This window comes from Frigoribacterium sp. PhB118 (assembly GCF_003751725.1).
Taxonomy (GTDB): domain Bacteria; phylum Actinomycetota; class Actinomycetes; order Actinomycetales; family Microbacteriaceae; genus Frigoribacterium.
Genome location: NZ_RKID01000007.1, coordinates 20,396 through 38,647, shown reverse-complemented (window position 1 = coordinate 38,647; position 18,252 = coordinate 20,396). Strand labels below are relative to the sequence as shown.

The window sequence follows — 18,252 nt, the reverse complement described above, 5'->3', positions numbered from 1 at the left end:
CTACGATACCCGAGCCTCCCCCGAACCGGAAGCCCCGCCTCCTCGGGCACGCCGACCGAGGTCACCCCCGGGCGGCAGCCGTCTCGGCACCCTCGGCACGCTCGGCACCCGCGGCGCCCTCGCCCGACTCCGCCGCCCGTCGATCGGCCCGGCGTTCGCCGATGCGCTCGAACAGGTAGTAGATGACGGGCAGCACCACGAGCGTCAGCAGGGTGGACGACACGAGCCCGCCGATCACGACGATGGCGAGCGGCTGCGAGATGAAGCCGCCGTGCCCGGTCACACCGAGCGCCATCGGGGTGAGCGCGAAGATCGTGGCCGCCGCCGTCATGAGGATCGGCCGCAACCGCCGCGACGCTCCCTCGAGCAGCGCCTCGCGCACGCGCAGACCCTTCTCGCGGTACTGGTTCACGAGGTCGATCAGCACGATGGCGTTGGTCACCACGATGCCCACGAGCATGAGCACGCCGATCAGCGATGCCACCCCGAGCGGCACGCCCGAGGCGAGCTGCAACAGGATCGCCCCGGTCGCCGCGAACGGGATCGACACGAGCAGCAGCAACGGCTGGATCAGGCTGCGGAACGTCGCCACCATCACGATGTAGACGATCAGGATCGCGATCAGCACGGCGAGGCCGAGCTGCGAGAAGGCGTTGGCCTGGTCGGCCGTCGCCCCACCGATGGTCGCGTCGGTCCCGTCGGGCAGGTCGACGGCGGCCACGGCGTCGGACACCTCGGTGCCGGCGGCCGAGAGGTCGTCGCTCGACGGCGTGATCGTCACGGTCGCCGAACGTACCGCGTCGGTCGTCGTGACGGAGGTCGGCCCGGTCGTCTGCTCGACCGTGGCGATGGAGTCGAGGCGCACGGGCCCGGTCGGGCTCGGCAGCTCGAGGGCCTTCAGCTCGTCGATGGTCGCCGGCGGCGTCGGGTCGACCGTGTAGACGTCGACCGAGCTGTCGTCGATCTCGAGCGACCCCACCCGGAAGGGCTGGATGGCCTGCGACACGATGCCCCCCACGGCGACCTCGCTGTAACCGAGGGCCGCGGCCGCGACGCGGTCGACCTGCACGCCGATGACCGGCTGGGCCGCCTGCAGGTTGGAGCTGGCCTCGGCGGTGCCGGGAAGCCCCTGCACCTTCTTCAGCACGGCGTCCGTCGCGGTCTGCAGGCTGTCGGGGTCGGGTGCCGTGACGTCGACGGTGATGTCGTTGCTCGTGCCGAAGCCGCTCGACGCCGAGACCTCGATCTCGCCCGCGTCCGTGACGTCGTCCAGCCGGGACCGGACGTCGGCCTGCAGGGCGTCCTGGTCGGCGCTCTCGTCGGTGGTGATCGAGTAGGTGACGGTGCTGTCGCCCGATCCTCCGAGGAAGCTCGCGATCGACGTCCCGCTCGAGCCGATGGTCAGCTGCACCGTCTCGATGCCGTCGACGCCCTCGAGCACCTGCTCGACCCGGTCGGCGGCGTCGGACTGCGTCTGCAGGCTCGACGCGGGCGGCAGGGTCTGCGTGACGCTGAACGTGTTCTGCCCGCTCGCCCCGAGGAAGTTCGTCTTCATGAAGGGGATGACGGCGCCCGTGCCCACGAGGATGAGCAACGCCACGAGGATCGTCACGACCGGACGCTGCAGGGTGCCCCGCAGCACCGGGACGTACGCGCGACGCAGGCGGTCGAGCGGTCGGGTGTCGGACGGGTCGGAGGCGCGGGTCGTCAACGACTCGACCGTCGCCCCCTCGACGGCGGCGGCCTCGCCCCCCGGCGCGTGCTTGTGGGCCTTCGGTGCCCGGAGGAACCAGTACGCCAGCACGGGCACGATCGTCAGCGCGACGAAGAGCGACGCGACGAGCGCGATGGTGACCGTCAGGGCGAACGGCCGGAACAGCTCGCCGGTGATGTTGCCGACGAAGGCCAGCGGCAGGAAGACCACGACGGTCGTGACCGTGGACGCGGTGATGGCACCCGCCACCTCGCGGACGCCGACCTTGATCGCCTCGAGCCGGTCGACGCCCGCGGTGAGGTGCCGCTTGATGTTCTCGATGACGACGATCGAGTCGTCGACTACGCGGCCGATCGCGATCGTCAGCGCACCCAGGGTCAGGATGTTCAGGGTGTAGTCCGCCGCCTGCAGCCCGATGAACGTGATGAGCACGCTCGTCGGGATGCTGATGGCGGTGACGATGGTCGACCGGATCGACAGCAGGAAGACCAGGATGACGATCACGGCGAACACGAGGCCGAGCAGCCCCTCTTCGGCGAGCGCGTCGATCGACTGCTGGATGAACGGCGCCTGGTCGAACACCACCGACAGCTCCACGCCGTCACCCAGGTCGGAGGCGAGGCCCGGGATGGCGTCGCGAACGGTCTGCGACACGTCGACGGTGTTGGCGTCGAGGGTCTTGGTGATGGCGACCGTGAGGGCGTCCTGCCCGTCGACGCGGCTGATCGAGGTGACGGGTGCGCCGGTCAGCTGCACGTCGGCGACGTCGCCGATCGTCGTGGCCGAGGTGCCGCCGAGGAGCGGCAGGGCGCGGATCTCGTCGACGCTCGTGAGTCTCTGACCGGCCTGGATGGACAGCGTCTTGCCGTCCTGCGTGAGGGTGCCGCCGGGGATCAGCGTGCCGTTGGCGTCGAGGGCGTCCTGGAAGGCGGCCGTGGTCAGCCCCGCGGCGGCGAGCGCCGTCTGGTCGGGCGAGATGGTGACGCGTTGGCCGGCGTCGCCGTAGATCGAGGCCTCGCGGACGCCGTCGAGCTTCTGCAGGTCGGGCACCGTGACGGTGGTCAGCCGGTCGACGAGGGCCTGCGAGTCGGCAGAGTCGTAGCCGGTGACGGCGATCTGGATGACGGGCAGGTCGTCGAGGCTGCCCGTGACCACCTGGGTGTCGACGGAGTCGGGCAGCGAGAGCCGGTTGATCGCCGACTGGATCTTCTGCTCGGCCGAGTCGAGGTCGGTGCCGTAGGTGAACTCGGCCGAGACCGTGCTCTGCGAGGTGCTCGAGGTCGCCGAGGTGCCCTCGAGCCCGGGGATGATCTGGACGGCCTGCTCGATCGGGGTCGAGACGTCCTCGTTGACGACCTCGGGCGTGGCCCCCGGGTACGAGCTGACGATCGCGATCTGCGGGAACTGCACGTTGGGCGCGAGCTCTTGCTTGAGCGAGGTGAGGGCGATGCCGCCGAAGACGGCGACGACGATGGTGACGAGGGCGATCAGCGCGCGGTTGCGCAGGCTGAAGACGGACAGCAGGTGCACGGTGCTCCGGTGGTGAGAGGGAGAGCGGAGGAGGCGCGGTGAACGACGTGCACCGCACCTCCATTGTCACCAGCCTCTCTGGGAACTGGCGGCGGTTCCATTCACGCTGTGCAGATCCCTGCCTGGTCACCGTGACGGGGACGAGCCGACCGCAGGACCCGGCTCAGACCACCTCGGCCAGCAGGGGCGAGGTCGGCGCCTGCACCCCGTCGACCCCGTCCCACGCCGCGCGCAGGGCCGCGAGCGCCCGGTCGGTGTCGCTGTCGGCGTACGAGAACGGCACGCGGAGGAACCGCTCGAACGCCCCGTCGATGCCGAACACCGGGCCGGCCGCGAGCAGCAGGCCCTCCCGGCGGGCCGCGAGGGTGAGCTGCGAACTGACCGGCGCCCCGAGCCCCACCCAGGTGGTGAGGCCGCCCGCCGGCGACGGCACCTGCCACGACGGGAACGCCTCCCTCAGGCCGTGGACGACGCGGTCGCGACCTCGTCTCAGGTGGCCGGCCCGCGCCTCCAGCACGCGGTCGAAGTCGCCGAGCAGCTCGGCGACCACCAGCTGCTCGAGCACGGGGGTGCCCAGGTCGCCCGCCGAGCGGGCGCGCACGAGCCGCTCGACGAGGGAACGCTCGGCACGGATCCAGCCGATGCGCAGCCCACCCCAGAGCGACTTGCCGACCGAGCCGATCGTGACCGCGCGTCCGTACGCGGCCATCGGCGAGGGGGCGTCGCGACGGTCGTCGATCGCCATCTCGGCCATGGTCTCGTCGGCGATCACGACGGTGCCCTCGGCGGCCGCCGCCTCGAGCACGCGCGCCCGCTGGTCGGCGGGCATCGTCGCGCCCGTGGGGTTGTGGAAGTCGGGCATCAGGTAGGCCACCGGCGGGCTCGTGCGCCGCAGGGTCTGCATCAGCGCCGCTTCGTCCCAGCCGTCGTCGACGGTGACGCTGACCGGCACCAGGCGGGCGCCGGCGCCGCGGAGGGCCTCGAAGGCGTGCGGGTAGCCGGGCGCCTCGACGACGGCCCGGTCGCCGCGCGAGACCAGCACGCGGGCGAGCAGCGAGATCGCGTGCTGCGCCCCGAGGGTCACGACGATCTGGTCGGCACTCGTCTCGAGCCCCCGCCGTCGGTACCGTTCGGCGATCGCCTCGCGCAGCACCGGCCGCCCGACCGGGTCGTAGCCCGGGTCGTCCAGGTACGCTCCGAGCCGCCCCGCCGCCCGTTGCGCCGCCTCGGCGATGCCGTCGACCGCGGGCAGCGCCGCCTTCGTCAGGTCGAGCAGCCCCTCGGTCGTCGTCGGACGCGGCACCGAGGCGCGGGCCGGCAGCCGGACGACGCTGCCGCTGCCCCGCACGCTGTCGACGTGCCCCGAGTCGCGGAGGGCGGCGTAGGCCGCGGCCACGGTCGTGCGACTGACCCCGAGGTGCGCGCACAGGTCGCGTTCGGACGGCAGGCGCGTGCCGACCGGCAGCCGGCCGTCGAGCACGAGCAGGCGGATGCGGTCGGCGAGCGCCAGGTAGCCGGGAACCGAGGAGGCGCGCCACGAGTCGAGCAGGACGCCGAGCGCCCGCGACGAGACCGTGGTGGCACCGTGGTCGAGGTTGGTCACGCGGCCACCCTAGGCGGATTGGACCCTTGCCACCAGGCCAGTCGAGCGATTGGATCGACCCCATGCTCCTCTCGCGTCGCCTGCTGCAGTTGTTCGTCGGCCTCACCGCCTACGGCTTCGCCATCGCCCTCATGGTCCGCGCGGGCATCGGCGTCGCCCCGTGGGACGTGCTGTCACAGGGGCTCGTCCGCCACACCGGGCTGACGTTCGGCACCGTCACGTTCGTCACGAGCCTCGTCGTGCTCCTGCTCTGGATCCCCCTGCGCCAGCGACCCCGCTTCGGCACGATCGCCAACACCCTGATGATCGGTCCGGTCGCCGACCTCGGCCTGCGCGTCCTGCCGCAGCAGACCGAGTGGTGGGCACAAGGCCTGACCTTCGCGGGCGGCCTGCTGTTGCTCGCCGTCGCGAGCGGCCTCTACATCGGAGCCGACTTCGGGCCGGGCCCTCGCGACGGGCTCATGCTCGGCCTCCACGCCCGGTTGGGCTGGCGGGTGGGCGTCGCGCGCACCGTCATCGAACTCACGGTCCTCGCGGCGGGGTGGCTGCTCGGCGGGCAGGTCGGCATCGGCACGGCGGCCGAGGCCCTGCTCATCGGCCCGCTCGTGGCGATCACGTTGCCGCTCTTCGCCCGGCGCCGGGTGGCGACCTCCGTGGTCGCCCCGGCCCGCGCCTCCTCGCCTGCCTGAGCCGCGGCCGGTACGAACCAGTTCGGACCGACCCGCGCTGACCGGGAATAAATCGTCCACGAGCGAAGTTGACAGGCCCTCGCACGGGAGTAGAGTCGCCGCTCGTGACCAACGACACCCGGTCGCCGAAGCGTTGGCTGATCGGTGAACCCCTCCCCTCGGAGAAGCTCGAGGGGCAGCTGCTCCCGAAGCACCTCGCACTGCCGATCTTCGCCAGCGACCCGCTCAGCTCGGTGGCCTACGCGCCGCAAGAACTGCTGATGATCCTGCTGATCGGCGGCCTCGGGTTCCTGACCCTCGCGCCGTGGGTGGCCGTCGCGGTCGTCGTCCTGCTGCTGGTCGTGGTGGCGTCGTACCGTCAGCTGATCAAGGCGTACCCGTCGGGCGGCGGCGACTACGAGGTCGCCCACAAGAACCTCGGCGAGAAGGCCGGGCTCGTGGTCGCCTCGGCGCTGCTCGTCGACTACGTCATGACGGTGGCCGTCTCGGTCGCCTCGGGCGTGGACAACATCATCTCGGCCGTGCCCGAACTGGCGCCGGTGCGCGTCGAGCTCGCGATCTTCTTCGTCGTCCTGCTGGCGGCCGTCAACCTCCGGGGCGTGCGCGAGTCGAGCAAGGCCTTCGCGATCCCCACCTACCTCTTCGTGTCGAGCGTCTTCGTCATGATCGTCATCGCCCTGGTGCGCACCGCCCTCGGCGACCCGCCCGTCGCCGAGAGCGCCGAGTACACGGTGCAGGCCGACCAGCTGACGCAGGCCGCCTTCATCCTGCTGTTGCTGCGGGCGTTCTCGAGCGGCTGCTCGGCCCTGACCGGCGTCGAGGCGATCGCCAACGGCGTGCCCGCGTTCCGGCGGCCCAAGGTGCAGAACGCCCAGAAGACCCTCGTGCTGATGGGCAGCATCGCCATCGTCCTGTTCGCCGGCCTCGTCGCCGTCGCCTTGATCGCCAAGGTGCACTACGCCGAGGACGCCTGCGACCTCCAGGGGTTCGTCGACTGCGCCACCACGCCGCAGCGCAGCCTCGTCGCGCAGATCGCGAGCGCGGTCTTCGGCGGGTCGCTGTTCGGCATCCCCTTCTACGTGATCCAGGCCTGCACCGCGGCGGTGCTGTTGCTGGCGGCGAACACGGCCTTCAACGGGTTCCCCTTGCTCGGGTCGATCCTGGCCCGCGACCAGTACGCCCCCAAGGCGCTCAACACGCGCGGCGACCGACTGATCTACTCGAACGGCGTGATCGTGCTGGCGCTGGTGGCCTGCGCCATCCTGCTCGTCTACCAGGCCAGCGTCACCGGGCTGATCCAGCTGTACATCATCGGCGTCTTCGTCTCGTTCACGCTCGGCCAGACCGGCATGGTCGTCCACTGGACCCGCATGCTGCGCGAGGGATGCGCCGACCGTGGAGCGGTGTACCGCGCCCGCGGCATCAACGCCTTCGGCGCCCTGCTCACGGCGTCGGTGCTGATCGTCGTGACGGTGACCAAGTTCACGCACGGCGCCTGGCTGGTGTTCGTCATCATGCCGATCCTCTTCGTGCTGATGCTCGGCGTGAACCGCTACTACCGGGACGTGCTCGTCGAGATCGAGCCCGACGCCACGACGCAGTTCGGCTCGCACGGCGACCACGCGATCGTGCTGGTCGGCACCATGCAGAAGCCCGTGCTGAAGGCCCTCGACTACGCCATCGCCGCACGCCACGAGTCGCTCGAGGCGATCCACGTGGGCATCGACGACGAAGCAACGGCGCTCCTGCAGCGTCAGTGGGCCGAGCAGGACATCGAGGTGCCCCTGCGCATCGTCGCCTCGCCGTACCGCGACATCAGCATGCCGCTGATCAAGTACATCAAGGCCCACCGTGAAGAGCACGGCAGCGAGGTCGTCACCGTCTACACGCCCATCTACATCGTCGGCCACTGGTGGGAGGCCGCGCTGCACAACCACAAGAGCCGCCGCATCCGCCAGAAGCTCATGCTCGTGCACGGCGTGACGATCTCGCTCGTGCCGTGGCTGCTCGACTCGTCCGAGGTGCTCTACGGGCGTCGATCGCGACCGATCCCCGGCCAGGACCGCCGTGGCGAGCCGATCCGCCCCCGCCCCGTGCCGCGCCGCGTGCTCGAGCCGGCCGGTCGCCGGTCGGGCGCCGCCGGCGGGGCACTGGGCGCCGACGCGGGCCCGGACGGCCGCGCCGGGGCGGCGGTCGAAGGAGGCGCGGTGCAGCGGGGCCTCGACGTCCAGCCCGCGCAGAACGGCACGAAACCTGGCCCGAAGCAGACCCCGCGCGCACCGGGCTCGGCGGCCGGCAACCGCGGAGGCGGCGCCGCCGCACGCAAGGCCCGCTCGGCCGCCCGCAACTCGACCGGCACCTCCCCCCGCAAGAAGAAGTAGCGCCGGCGCCCGGGAGCGTCAGCGCCAGACGGTGCGGGGCCGCAGCAGCCGGTGCCGCGGCTCGCTGTCGTCGAGCAGCAGCGAGAGCACGGCTCCTGCGACGTCGACGAGTGGTTGCTCGACGCTCGACAGGCCGAGCGCCGAGGCGACCGGGGTGTCGTCGTAGCCCACGACCGGCACCGACGATCCCAGCACGACCGATGCCCCGAGCGCGAGGGTGTCGCTCGCGCACACCACGGCGTCCACCGCGACTCCCGCGTCGAGCACCGACCGGACCGCAGCCGAGGCGAGCGGCACCGAGTCCTCGACGGCCAGGTCGAGCGCGTCGATCGAGGCCGGATCGAGCGTGCCCCGTGACGCGAGCGCCTCGCGCCACCCGCGCCTCCGGTCGTCCCCGGCGCCCGAGCCGGCGGGCCAGCCGAGGAAGGCCACGTGCGTCGCACCCCGGTCGAGCAGGTCGTCGGTCGTCGAGGCGAGGCCGGCGCGTCCGTCGACGTCGACCCAGCGGTGTTGCGGGTCGCCCATGTCGTCGATCCCCCAGGGCCGACCGAAGGTGACGAAGTCGGCGCCGGCGTCGATCAGCCATTCGGTGCGCGGGTCGTCGAAGAACGTCGAGGTGAGCACGAACCCGTCGACGTCGGCGCCGTCGAGCAGGCGGCGGAACTGGGCGATCTCGTCGTCGGGCCCGGCCGCCGTGTACAGCAGGATGCGGTGGTCGCGAGCGTCGGCCTGCTCGGTGACCGCGTGCAGGAACCGGTCGAGCACCGCGCCCGAGATGCCGTTCTGCACGGGGTCGAGCCGGATGCCGATGGTCGAGCTCTTGCGGGTGCGCAATCGTCGCGCCGACGCGTGCGGCCGGTAGCCGAGGTCCGCGATCGCCCGCTCGACCCGGCCCCGCGTGTCGGGTCGGACGATGTCGGGCGCGTTCAGCACGTTCGAGACGGTCTGCCGCGACACCCCCGCGACCGAGGCGACGTCGCTGACGGTCGGGAGGCGCGGTGTCGGAACCCGAGTCATCGTGCCCTCCACCCCGGCGCCGGTCGGCGGCCTCGGGTCACGTTACCCCAGCGCCCGGGTACCTCTGGGCTCTCCGGTCTTGACACCCACGGGGCGGCCTGCCTACTCTGACGACACGGATTTGATCGATCAAATCGCACGTCCGCCCCCGCTCCATCCCGAGGCGCCACCCCGGCACCACACCCCGACCACAGCACCCGCACCATCGCAACGACGCGACGAGAGGCCCACCATGCGACGACGCACGACCCGCCTGGCGGCAGCAGCCGCCCTCACCACCATCTCGGCCCTGGCCCTCACGGCCTGCGGCTCCGGCTTCAGCGAGGGGTCGGGCGCCGCCAGCGACGGCGCCCTCACCAGCAGCGACGACTCGCTGACCGTGCTGATCGGCTCGAGCGGAGACGCCGAGACGAAGGCCGTCACCGACGCCGTCGCGAGCTGGTCCGACGACTCGGGCACCGGCGCCGAGGTCAGCGTGGCCTCCGACCTGCCGCAGCAGCTCAGCCAGGGCTTCGCCTCGGGCGAGCCGGCCGACGTGTTCTACGTCTCGACCGACACGCTCGCGGGCTTCGCCGGCAACGGCAGCCTGCTGGCCTACGGCGACCAGCTCGCCAACGAGGGCGACTTCTTCCCGACCCTCGTCGACAGTTTCACGCTCGACGACCGGTTCTACTGCGCGCCCAAGGACTTCTCGACCCTCGGCCTGATCATCAACACCGACATGTGGGCCGCGGCCGGCCTGACCGACGCCGACGTCCCGACCGACTGGGACTCGCTGAAGGCGGTCGCCGCGAAGCTCACGACGGCCGATCACGTGGGCCTGGCCTTCAGCCCCGAGTACGCCCGGGTGGGCGCGTTCATGGCGCAGGCCGGCGGCGCGGTGACCACCGCCGACGGCACCGAGGCGACGCTCGACTCCTCTGAGAACGTCGAGGCGCTGACCTACGTGAAAGACCTGCTGACCAGCGGCGACGCCGCGTTCTCGAGCGACCTCGGCGCGGGCTGGGGCGGCGAGGCCTTCGGCACGGGCAAGGCGGCGATGACCATCGAGGGCAACTGGATCACCGGCGCACTCACCAACGACTACCCCGACGTGTCGTACCAGGTGGCCGAGCTGCCCGCCGGCCCCGGCGGCCAGGGCACGTTGCAGTTCACCAACTGCTGGGGCATCGCCGCCGACAGCCCCAACCAGCAGGCCGCCGTCGACCTCGTCGAGCAGCTGACGAGCACCGACCAGCAGCTCGCCTTCGCCGACGCGTTCGGCGTCATGCCCTCGATCCAGTCGGCCGCCGACACCTGGAAGTCCGACAACCCCGACCAGGCCGCGTTCCTCGACTCGGTCGAGTTCGCCCAGGGCACGCCCACGCAGGACGGGTCCGCCGCCGTGATCAGCGACTTCAACTCGCAGCTCTCCGGCCTGAAGGACGGCGACCCGAAGACGATCCTCGAGTCCGCGCAGAAGAACTTCGAGGCGATCCTCCAGTAACCCTCGGGGCACCGCGCCTCCCCCGGCGCGGTGCCTCGCACTCCCCACCCGACGGGGGCGGCCTGGGCCGCGACGCGTCCTCCCCAGGGCGGTCGCGCCTCCGTCCCTCCCCGGTCCCGCTCCCCGCCTCCCCCGCGGCCGCGCCTCGTCGGCGATCATCCGAGGAGGCGCGACCCATCGACCCGAGACAGCGCACGAAAGGCAGTCCCCATGACCGCGATCTCGACCAAGGCCCCCCGCCGGCGCAGCGCCGTCTCGCGCGGCGAGGGCCTCTCGGGCTGGCTGTTCGTCTCGCCCGTGCTGATCGTCCTGGGCCTCTTCCTGGCCGTGCCCGTCCTGATGGCCCTCTGGGTCAGCGTCTCGGACTGGACCGGCCGGGGCTCCCCCTTCGCGGCCGGCGTCGGCTTCGTCGGGGCGCAGAACTACCGAGACCTGCTCGGCGGCGGCGGCCTGGCCGAGCGCGACTTCGGCCTGAGCCTGCGCAACAACGCCTGGTACGTGATCCTCGTCGTGCCGATCCAGACCGCTGTGGCCCTGCTGCTCGCCGTGTTGGTGAACCGCCAGGTGCTGCGCGGCCGCGGGTTCTTCCGCACCGCGTTCTACTTCCCGTCGGTGACCAGCTCGGTCGCCATCACCGTCCTGTGGCTGTTCCTGTTCTCGCAGAGCGGCGCGGTGAACAAGCTGCTCTCGTTCGTCGGCATCACCGGGCCCGCGTGGTTCAACGACGCCAGCGGCGTGCTGCACAACCTGCTCGCCGTCGTCGGCGTCACGCAGCCCCCGGCCCTGCTGGCCGACCACACCGCCCTCGGCGTCAGCTGGTGGGACTGGCTGGCCGGGCCGTCGGTCGCGATGTCCGCGTTCATCCTGATGGCCGTCTTCACCACCAGTGGCACGTTCATGCTGCTCTTCCTGGCGGCCCTGCAGAACCTCGGTGGCGACGTCCAAGAGGCCGCGATGATGGACGGCGCGAGCGGCTGGCAGCGCTTCTGGCGCATCACGCTGCCGCAACTGCGACCGACGCTCTTCACGGTCCTCACCCTCGGCCTCATCGGCACCTGGCAGGTCTTCGACCAGATCTACACCGGCACCCAGGGCGGCCCGCAGAAGACCACGCTGACGCCCGCCTACCTCTCGTACACCTCGGCGTTCGGCGAACAGGAGTGGGGTCGCGGCGCGGCCATCGCCTTCGTGCTGTTCGTCATCATCGTCGCCTTGACGATCCTGCAGCGCATCGTGCTGCGCGAACGGGCCGTGTCGAAGAGACGCACCCGGCTCTACACGACAGGAGTCGAGCGATGACCACGACCGCACCGATCGCCGACCGGACGAACCCCTCCTCGCCGGTCGCGCCTCCCCCGGCCCCACCTCACCCGGCCGGGCGCGAGCCGCGCAGCACGCGACGCATCGCCGGCACCTCGGTGCTCTACGCCGTGCTGATCGTCATCGCGGCGATCTACATCCTGCCGTTCCTGATCAACGTGGCGACGTCGTTCAAGACCGACCCCGAGGCGGCCTCCGACCCGCTGGCGTTGATCCCGATCACGCCGACGGTCGCCGCCTACCGCCAGCTGTTCCTCAACAGCGACTTCCCGACCTGGTTCCAGAACTCCGCGATCGTGACGATCGTGGTGACGCTCGGGCGGGTCTTCTTCAACTCGCTGGCCGGCTACGCCCTGGCGCGGCTGCAGTTCCGGGGGCGCAACGTCATCTTCGTGCTGCTGATCGGCGTGATGGCGGTGCCGACGGTCGTGCTGCTCATCCCGAAGTTCCTGGTGATCAACCAGCTCGGCATGTACGACTCGTACTCGGGCATGATCGTGCCGCTGCTGACCGACGCCGCCGGGGTCTTCATCATGAAGAACTTCTTCGAGTCGATCCCCCGCAGCGTCGAAGAGCAGGCGCGCATCGACGGCGCCGGCACCTTCCGGGTCTTCTGGTCGATCGTCCTGCCCATGGCTCGCCCGGCCCTCGTGACGATCATCATCCTGTCGTTCCAGGGGTCGTGGAACGAGCTCTCGCACTTCATCGTGTCGACCCAGTCGCCCGAGCTGACCACCCTCACCAAGGGCGTCGCGAGCCTCGCCTCGGGGCAGCTGAGCCAGGGGTCGAAGTACCCGATCAAGCTCGCGGCCGCCGCGGTCATGACGATCCCGGTCGCCGTCGTCTTCTTCGTCTTCCAGCGCCGCATCATGAACGCCAGCGCCGGGGCCGTCAAAGAGTGATGCACGCCGCGACGCCCACCCCGTCGCACCCCACGCCCGCCACCCGGAGCCCCAGGAGCCCCCGATGACCCAGACCTCCCCCCTCGATTCCGACCACGCCGACCGGTCGACCCCGACACCCGGCCTCCAGCCGTTCCTCGCCGCCGAGACCGTCGTGCTGAGGGCTCCCGTCCAGGCGTGGTCGGCCGCCGACGGGTCGATGGGCGCGGCGACGATCCACGGCGTCTACCTCGGCGACGTGCGTCTCGTCGCCGGGCACGGCGTCACGGTCGACGGTCTCGTCCCCGAGCACGTGGCCACGGTGCCCCTCGGAGCCTCGTCGGTCCGCTTCGAGTCGCTGCTGCGTGGCCTCGACGACGCCGGAGCCGACCCCGACGTCCGCCTGAGCTCGCTCCGTGACGTCACGACCACGGGCGTCCACGAGCGCCACACGGTCACCTCCCGGCTCGACCGCGAGCTCACGGTCACCCTGGCTGCGACCCTCCGACCCGACGCCTCCCCCATGGACCACGTGAAGGCCGGGATCGTGGGCGCGCCCGTGCGCGACGCGACGCTCACGTCCGACGGCACCCGCGCCTCCTGGCGGGCAGAAGGAGTCCGGGTCGACCTCGAGGCCCGAGGAGGCGCGGTGCGGGACACCCCCGCCGGCCTCGTCGTCGAGTGGGTCGCCGTCGTCCCCGCCCGGGGTTCCGTGACGGTCGGTCTCGACCTGGTCGCGACCGCCCCCGACGCCGTCGTCCGGGGCGTGCCGACGCCGCCGCACTGGGCCGACCTCGACCCGGCACCGCGTGACGACCGGCTCGCCCGCTGGGTCGACCGTGCCCGCGACGACCTGGCGGCGCTCCGCCTGACCACGACGACGGCACCCGACGACGTGTTCTACGCCGCAGGTGCGCCCTGGTTCTTCACGCTCTTCGGCCGCGACTCGCTCTGGGCCGCCCGCTTCACCCTGCCCCTCGACCTCACGGTCGCGGGGGGCACCCTGCGGGTGCTCGCGGGCCTCCAGGGCACTCGACACGTGCCAGGGACGGCCGAGCAGCCGGGCAAGATCATGCACGAACTCCGTCAACGGACGTTGACGATCCCCGGTGAGGACGTCAGCCTGCCCCCGCTCTACTACGGCACCGTCGACGCGACCGCGCTCTGGATCTGCCTGCTGCACGACGCCTGGCGCTGGGGCCTGCCGCAGGCCGAGGTCGAGGCACTGCTGCCGCACCTCGACGCAGCCCTCGCCTGGATGCGCGACTCGGGCGACAGCGACGGCGACCTGCTGCTCGAGTACGTCGACGAGACCGGTCACGGCTTGGCGAACCAGGGCTGGAAGGACTCCGGGGACAGCGTCCAGTGGCGCGACGGAACCCTCGCCGAGGGGCCGATCGCGCTCTGCGAGGTGCAGGCCTACGCGTACGAGGCGGCCGTGCACGGGGCCGACCTGCTCGACGCCTTCGGTCGGGCGGGCGGCGACGCGTGGCGCGACTGGGCGGGGCGCCTGCGCGACCGGTTCCGCGCCTCCTTCTGGGTCGACGACGACGCGGGCGCCTACCCGGCGATCGCCCTCGACGCGGCCAAGCGGCCGGTCGACACGGTCACGAGCAACCTCGGGCACCTGCTCGGCACGGGTCTGCTCGACCCGGACGAGGAGGCGCTGGTCGCCTCCCGCCTCGTCTCGCCCGAGCTGTCCAGCGGTTTCGGCCTCCGCACGATGTCGACCGACAGCGCCGGCTACTGGCCCCTGAGCTACCACGGGGGCAGCGTCTGGACCCACGACACGGCCATCGCGGTGCAGGGCCTCGCCCGGGCCGGGTTCGCCGACGAGGCCGCGGTGCTCGCCGAGGGCCTGCTCGCGGCGGCGCCGACCTTCGACTACCGGATGCCCGAGCTCCACTCGGGCGACCCGGCCCGCGAGATGCCGTCGCCCGTGCCGTACCCCGCCTCGTGCCGCCCCCAGGCCTGGTCCGCCGCAGCCGCCGTCGCCGTCTGGTCCGCCACGCACGCCGTGCGCCCGCCCCGCCACCCATGACCGCTCGCCCCGCCGCCGATGGTGCGCGCACCCTCCCGCCGAACGCGGGCGAGCCCGCGCACGGGCATCGCCTGCGTCACCCCTGCCGTCGGCGCTCGGCGTCGCTCTCCGACAACCGCGCGACCACCTGACGGGCGATCGCCCGGCCGGCCCGGTTCGCCCCGATCGTCGAGGCCTGCGGCCCGTAGCCCGCGAAGAACAGCCGCGGGTCGAGGGTGGAGGCGCCGCCCTCGACGCTCACGCCCCCGTCGGCCGAGCGCAGGCCGAGCGGCGCCAGGTGCCGCAGCTCGGGACGGAACCCGGTCGCCCAGACGATCGCGTCCGCGTGGGCGGAGGTGCCGTCGGCCCACCGCACCCCGTCGGGTTCGACGGTCGCGAACATCGGCCGCTCGACCAGCACGCCGCGCTCGATGCCCGACACGAAGCGCCGGGTGCGGGGCACGCCCGTCCCGCTGACGATGCTCGGCAGCGCCTGCCCCGCCCGTGCCGCGCGGTCCTGCGCGGCGACCGCCGCGACGGCCGACTCGACGTCGAGCTCGCCCTGGTCGAGCCAGTCGACCGGCCGGCGGGTCACCCACGTCGTCGAGGCCGCGACGCCGTCGAGCTCCAACACGAAACCGATCGCGCTCGTGCCGCCGCCGACGACGACGACGTCGAGCCCCTCGAGCTCGGAGGCCGCCCGGTAGTCCGAGGTGTGCAGCTGACGCCCGCGGAAGGTGTCGCGCCCGGGGTACCACGGCACGAACGGGGCGCCCCAGGTGCCGGTCGCGTTCACGACGACCTCGGCCCGCAGAGCGCCGAACCCCGGCCCTGTCGCCGCAGCCGGAGCGCCCCCCGAGGAGGCGCGCCCCGCCCACCGCACCGAGAACCCGTCGCCCAGCCCGGTCACCCCGGTCACCTCGACCGGGCGCCGCACGTCGAGCCCGAGCGCGTCCTCGTACCGGGCGTACCGGTCGGCGACGACGTCACGCGCCGGGGCCGACCGGTCGGCGTCGGCGAACCCCAGCCCCAGCTCGGCCATGCCCGGCAGGTCGTGCACCCGGTGCGCGGCACCCAGCCGCAGGCTCTCCCAGCGGTGCTGCCACGCGCCTCCGGTTCCGGGGCCCCGGTCGAGGACGACGAGATCGCGACCCACCTCGAGTCCGAGCCGGCGCAGGTACCACGAGACCGACAACCCGGCCTGGCCCGCACCGATCACGAGGACCCTCGTCCGCTCGCCTTCGCCCCCTGCAGTCATCCGGACCATCATGCCCGTCCGAGGCGGCAGCCGGGGCTAGGGGTACATGATAAGATCGGTCCAGTTTTTCACCAGCATCCTGTCGGCAGTTCCCGGGTCGTCCGACACCGTTTCCGGGCCGAGTTCAGAGGGGGTCACGCATGGGGCGCGGCCGTCAAAAAGCCAAGCACACCAAGGTCGCCAGAGAGCTGAAGTACTTCAGCCCTGACACCAACTACGGTGCACTCGAAAAAGAGTTGGCGACGAAGAACGACTCCGGCGACGAATACGTCGACAAATGGGCCGACGACTTCGACGACGAATACGACACCGAGCACGACCAGAACAAGAGCGCCTGAGGCCGGCTGGCTGATGACCTCTTCGTCCTCGTCCCTCGCCTGGGAGCAGGTCGTCGTCGATGCGAGCGACCCGTCCGGGCTCGCCAGTTGGTGGGCCGACGCCCTCGGGTGGGTGTTCGTCTCGGTCGACGACGACGAGCCCGAGATCCGTCCGACGGCCGACACGCTGCCGGGGCTCCTCTTCGTGAGCGTCCCCGAGGCCAAGACGGTCAAGAACCGTCTGCACCTCGACTTCCGTCCGACTCCGGTCGACGGCCAGAGCCGCGAGGCGACGCAGGCCGACGAGGTCGCGCGGCTCGAGTCGCTCGGGGCCGTCCGCGCACAGGTCGGCCAAGACGACACGGACGTGTCGTGGGTCGTCCTCGCCGACCCCGAGGGCAACGAGTTCTGCGTCCTCTGAGTCCGCACCACGCACGCCACACGACGACGGCCCCTCGATCTCGAGGGGCCGTCGTCGTGTGTCACCAGCTCACCGGGTGACGGGCCGACCGGGCGCCGGGACCGCCGTCAGGAGGCGCGGCTCAGCCGCCGACGAGCGTCGCGACCGCGGGCAACAGCCCCACGACCAACAGCAGGATCATGCCGCCGGCCGTGAGAGCAGCGACCTTGCGCCCGCCGGTGACGGGTGACGCGGACGAACGCAGCGGCGCGGGCTGGGCGGGGACGCGGCTGATCCGGGCGCTGCGCGGAGCGGCGACCGCCGCGCGCGAGACGGTGGAGAGAGGGATGCGGGTGGTGCTCATGGGTCGACTCCTTCGTCGTCCGGTCTGACGTCGTCGTCAGGACGCCCGGCAGGGGCGTGGGTTCATGGTACGTCCGCCGCCGGACGAACGCCACGCGACGTCGCCGGCGATCAGCCCGCGTAGGACCCGACGAGCCGCACCGCGCCTCCGTCGACCCCCTTGGCGCCCTGTTCGAAGCCGGACAGGTCACGCGCCCGCGTCGAGACGGTGCCGACGGGCCACGTCGCGATGCCGTCGGCCTCGAGGGCCGCGGTGACCGAGTCGGCCTGTCCGGCGGCCACGACGGCGATCATGCCGATGCCGAGGTTCCAGGTGCCCTCGCTCGACTCGAGGGTCGAGCCGGCCAGGTCGCTCAGCACCCGGAAGACGGGCAGCGGCGACCAGGTCGAACGGTCGACCTCGGTCCACGACCCGAGGGGGAGCACGCGGGCGAGGTTGGCCGCGATGCCGCCCCCGGTGACGTGGCTGAGCGAGTGGATCGCGCCGTCGAGCGCAGGGTCGTCGAGCACGCGCAGCAGGGGCGAGGTGTACAGGCGCGTCGGTTCGAGCAGTGCCTCGCCGACGGTGCCCGAGAACTCGGGCAGGGTGTCGTCGTAGCCGACGTCGCGTGAGGCCAGGATGTGGCGCACGAGCGAGAAGCCGTTCGAGTGGACGCCCGACGAGGCGAGGGCGAGCACGACGTCGCCGTCGCCGACGAGGTGCGGGCCGAGCTGGCGCCCCGACTCGACCGCACCCACCGCGGCGCCGGCCACGTCGTAGTCGTCGGGCCCGAGCAGGCCGGGGTGCTCCGCCGTCTCGCCGCCGACGAGGGCGGTCCCCGTCGCGCTGCACGCGCGGGCGATGCCCTCGACGATCGAGGCGATGCGGGTCGGCACCACGCGGCCGCAGGCGATGTAGTCGGTCATGATCAGCGGCCGGGCGCCGACGACGACGATGTCGTCGACGACCATGCCCACGAGGTCCTGCCCGATCGTGTCGTGCTTGTCGAGCGCCTGGGCGATGGCGACCTTCGTGCCGACGCCGTCGGTCGACGTCGCGAGCAACGGCTTGTCGAAGTCCTTGAGGAACGACACGTCGAACAGCCCGGCGAACCCGCCCACGCCACCGACGACACCGGGGCCGTGCGTGGCGCCGACGGCCGCCTTCATCAGCTCGACCGCCCGGTCGCCGGCGGCCGTGTCGACCCCCGCTGCGGCGTAGGAGGCGCTGGTCGAGTGGGCAGAGGAGGTCGCCATTCGTTCATCCGTTCGGTGTCGCTCTAGACTGTCGCGG

At 72.0% G+C, this 18,252-nt stretch carries 14 protein-coding genes; 8 read left to right on the top strand and 6 right to left on the bottom strand.

The window, feature by feature from the left end; all coding sequences use genetic code 11:
• Positions 1–61: 61 nt before the first annotated feature.
• Together EDF21_RS15810 and EDF21_RS15805 are read right to left on the bottom strand one after the other, a co-directional pair.
• Positions 62–3,244, bottom strand: a complete 3,183-nt coding sequence (locus EDF21_RS15810) for an efflux RND transporter permease subunit (protein WP_123572032.1) — start codon at positions 3,242–3,244, stop codon at positions 62–64.
• A 163-nt stretch (positions 3,245–3,407) separates the two neighbouring features.
• The gene (locus EDF21_RS15805; RefSeq protein WP_123572031.1) at positions 3,408–4,847 is read right to left on the bottom strand and encodes a PLP-dependent aminotransferase family protein; all 1,440 of its coding nucleotides are present in this window, start codon (positions 4,845–4,847) and stop codon (positions 3,408–3,410) included.
• Between the two features lie 62 nt (positions 4,848–4,909).
• Here EDF21_RS15805 and EDF21_RS15800 point away from each other — a divergent pair, with 62 nt between their 5' ends.
• Positions 4,910–5,536: a YitT family protein gene (locus EDF21_RS15800; protein WP_056049470.1), complete on the top strand. Its 627-nt coding sequence runs from the start codon at positions 4,910–4,912 to the stop codon at positions 5,534–5,536.
• Positions 5,537–5,640: 104 nt separating this feature from the next.
• A complete protein-coding gene (locus tag EDF21_RS15795) occupies positions 5,641–7,917 on the top strand; it encodes an APC family permease (RefSeq protein ID WP_082460630.1) in 2,277 nt (758 codons plus the stop codon).
• An 18-nt stretch (positions 7,918–7,935) separates the two neighbouring features.
• On the opposite strand, the gene EDF21_RS15790 is transcribed toward EDF21_RS15795, so the two are convergent.
• Positions 7,936–8,934 (bottom strand): LacI family DNA-binding transcriptional regulator, encoded by a 999-nt coding sequence (locus EDF21_RS15790; protein WP_043597449.1) that lies wholly within the window; start codon positions 8,932–8,934, stop codon positions 7,936–7,938.
• A 232-nt stretch (positions 8,935–9,166) separates the two neighbouring features.
• On the opposite strand from EDF21_RS15790, the gene EDF21_RS15785 reads away from it, so the two are divergent.
• From EDF21_RS15785 to EDF21_RS15770, 4 genes are all read left to right on the top strand, one after another.
• On the top strand, positions 9,167–10,420 hold the full coding sequence (locus tag EDF21_RS15785) for an extracellular solute-binding protein (RefSeq protein ID WP_123572030.1): 1,254 nt from the start codon (positions 9,167–9,169) through the stop codon (positions 10,418–10,420).
• A 210-nt stretch (positions 10,421–10,630) separates the two neighbouring features.
• Positions 10,631–11,719, top strand: a complete 1,089-nt coding sequence (locus EDF21_RS15780; RefSeq protein WP_043597416.1) for a carbohydrate ABC transporter permease — start codon at positions 10,631–10,633, stop codon at positions 11,717–11,719.
• Positions 11,716–12,642, top strand: a complete 927-nt coding sequence (locus EDF21_RS15775; RefSeq protein WP_123572029.1) for a carbohydrate ABC transporter permease — start codon at positions 11,716–11,718, stop codon at positions 12,640–12,642. The genes EDF21_RS15780 and EDF21_RS15775 overlap by 4 nt, the downstream gene beginning before the upstream one ends.
• 64 nt (positions 12,643–12,706) lie before the next feature.
• Positions 12,707–14,662, top strand: coding sequence for a glycogen debranching N-terminal domain-containing protein (locus EDF21_RS15770; RefSeq protein WP_123572028.1), 1,956 nt, complete (start codon positions 12,707–12,709; stop codon positions 14,660–14,662).
• Between the two features lie 76 nt (positions 14,663–14,738).
• On the opposite strand, the gene EDF21_RS15765 is transcribed toward EDF21_RS15770, so the two are convergent.
• A complete protein-coding gene (locus EDF21_RS15765; protein ID WP_123572027.1) occupies positions 14,739–15,899 on the bottom strand; it encodes an NAD(P)-binding domain-containing protein in 1,161 nt (386 codons plus the stop codon).
• Positions 15,900–16,039: 140 nt separating this feature from the next.
• Here EDF21_RS15765 and EDF21_RS15760 point away from each other — a divergent pair, with 140 nt between their 5' ends.
• Together EDF21_RS15760 and EDF21_RS15755 are read left to right on the top strand one after the other, a co-directional pair.
• Positions 16,040–16,237 carry a DUF3073 domain-containing protein gene (locus tag EDF21_RS15760; protein WP_056227242.1) on the top strand — a complete coding sequence of 66 codons (198 nt, stop codon included), beginning with the start codon at positions 16,040–16,042 and terminating at the stop codon, positions 16,235–16,237.
• Between the two features lie 13 nt (positions 16,238–16,250).
• Entirely contained in the window at positions 16,251–16,637 is a 387-nt protein-coding gene (locus EDF21_RS15755; protein WP_123572026.1) for a VOC family protein, read from the top strand.
• A gap of 121 nt (positions 16,638–16,758) precedes the next feature.
• On the opposite strand, the gene EDF21_RS15750 is transcribed toward EDF21_RS15755, so the two are convergent.
• Complete coding sequence (locus EDF21_RS15750) at positions 16,759–16,980, bottom strand: hypothetical protein (protein ID WP_123572025.1); 222 nt, start codon at positions 16,978–16,980, stop codon at positions 16,759–16,761.
• 110 nt (positions 16,981–17,090) lie between these two features.
• The gene (purM, locus tag EDF21_RS15745) at positions 17,091–18,215 is read right to left on the bottom strand and encodes a phosphoribosylformylglycinamidine cyclo-ligase (RefSeq protein WP_123572024.1); all 1,125 of its coding nucleotides are present in this window, start codon (positions 18,213–18,215) and stop codon (positions 17,091–17,093) included.
• Positions 18,216–18,252 lie beyond the last annotated feature (37 nt).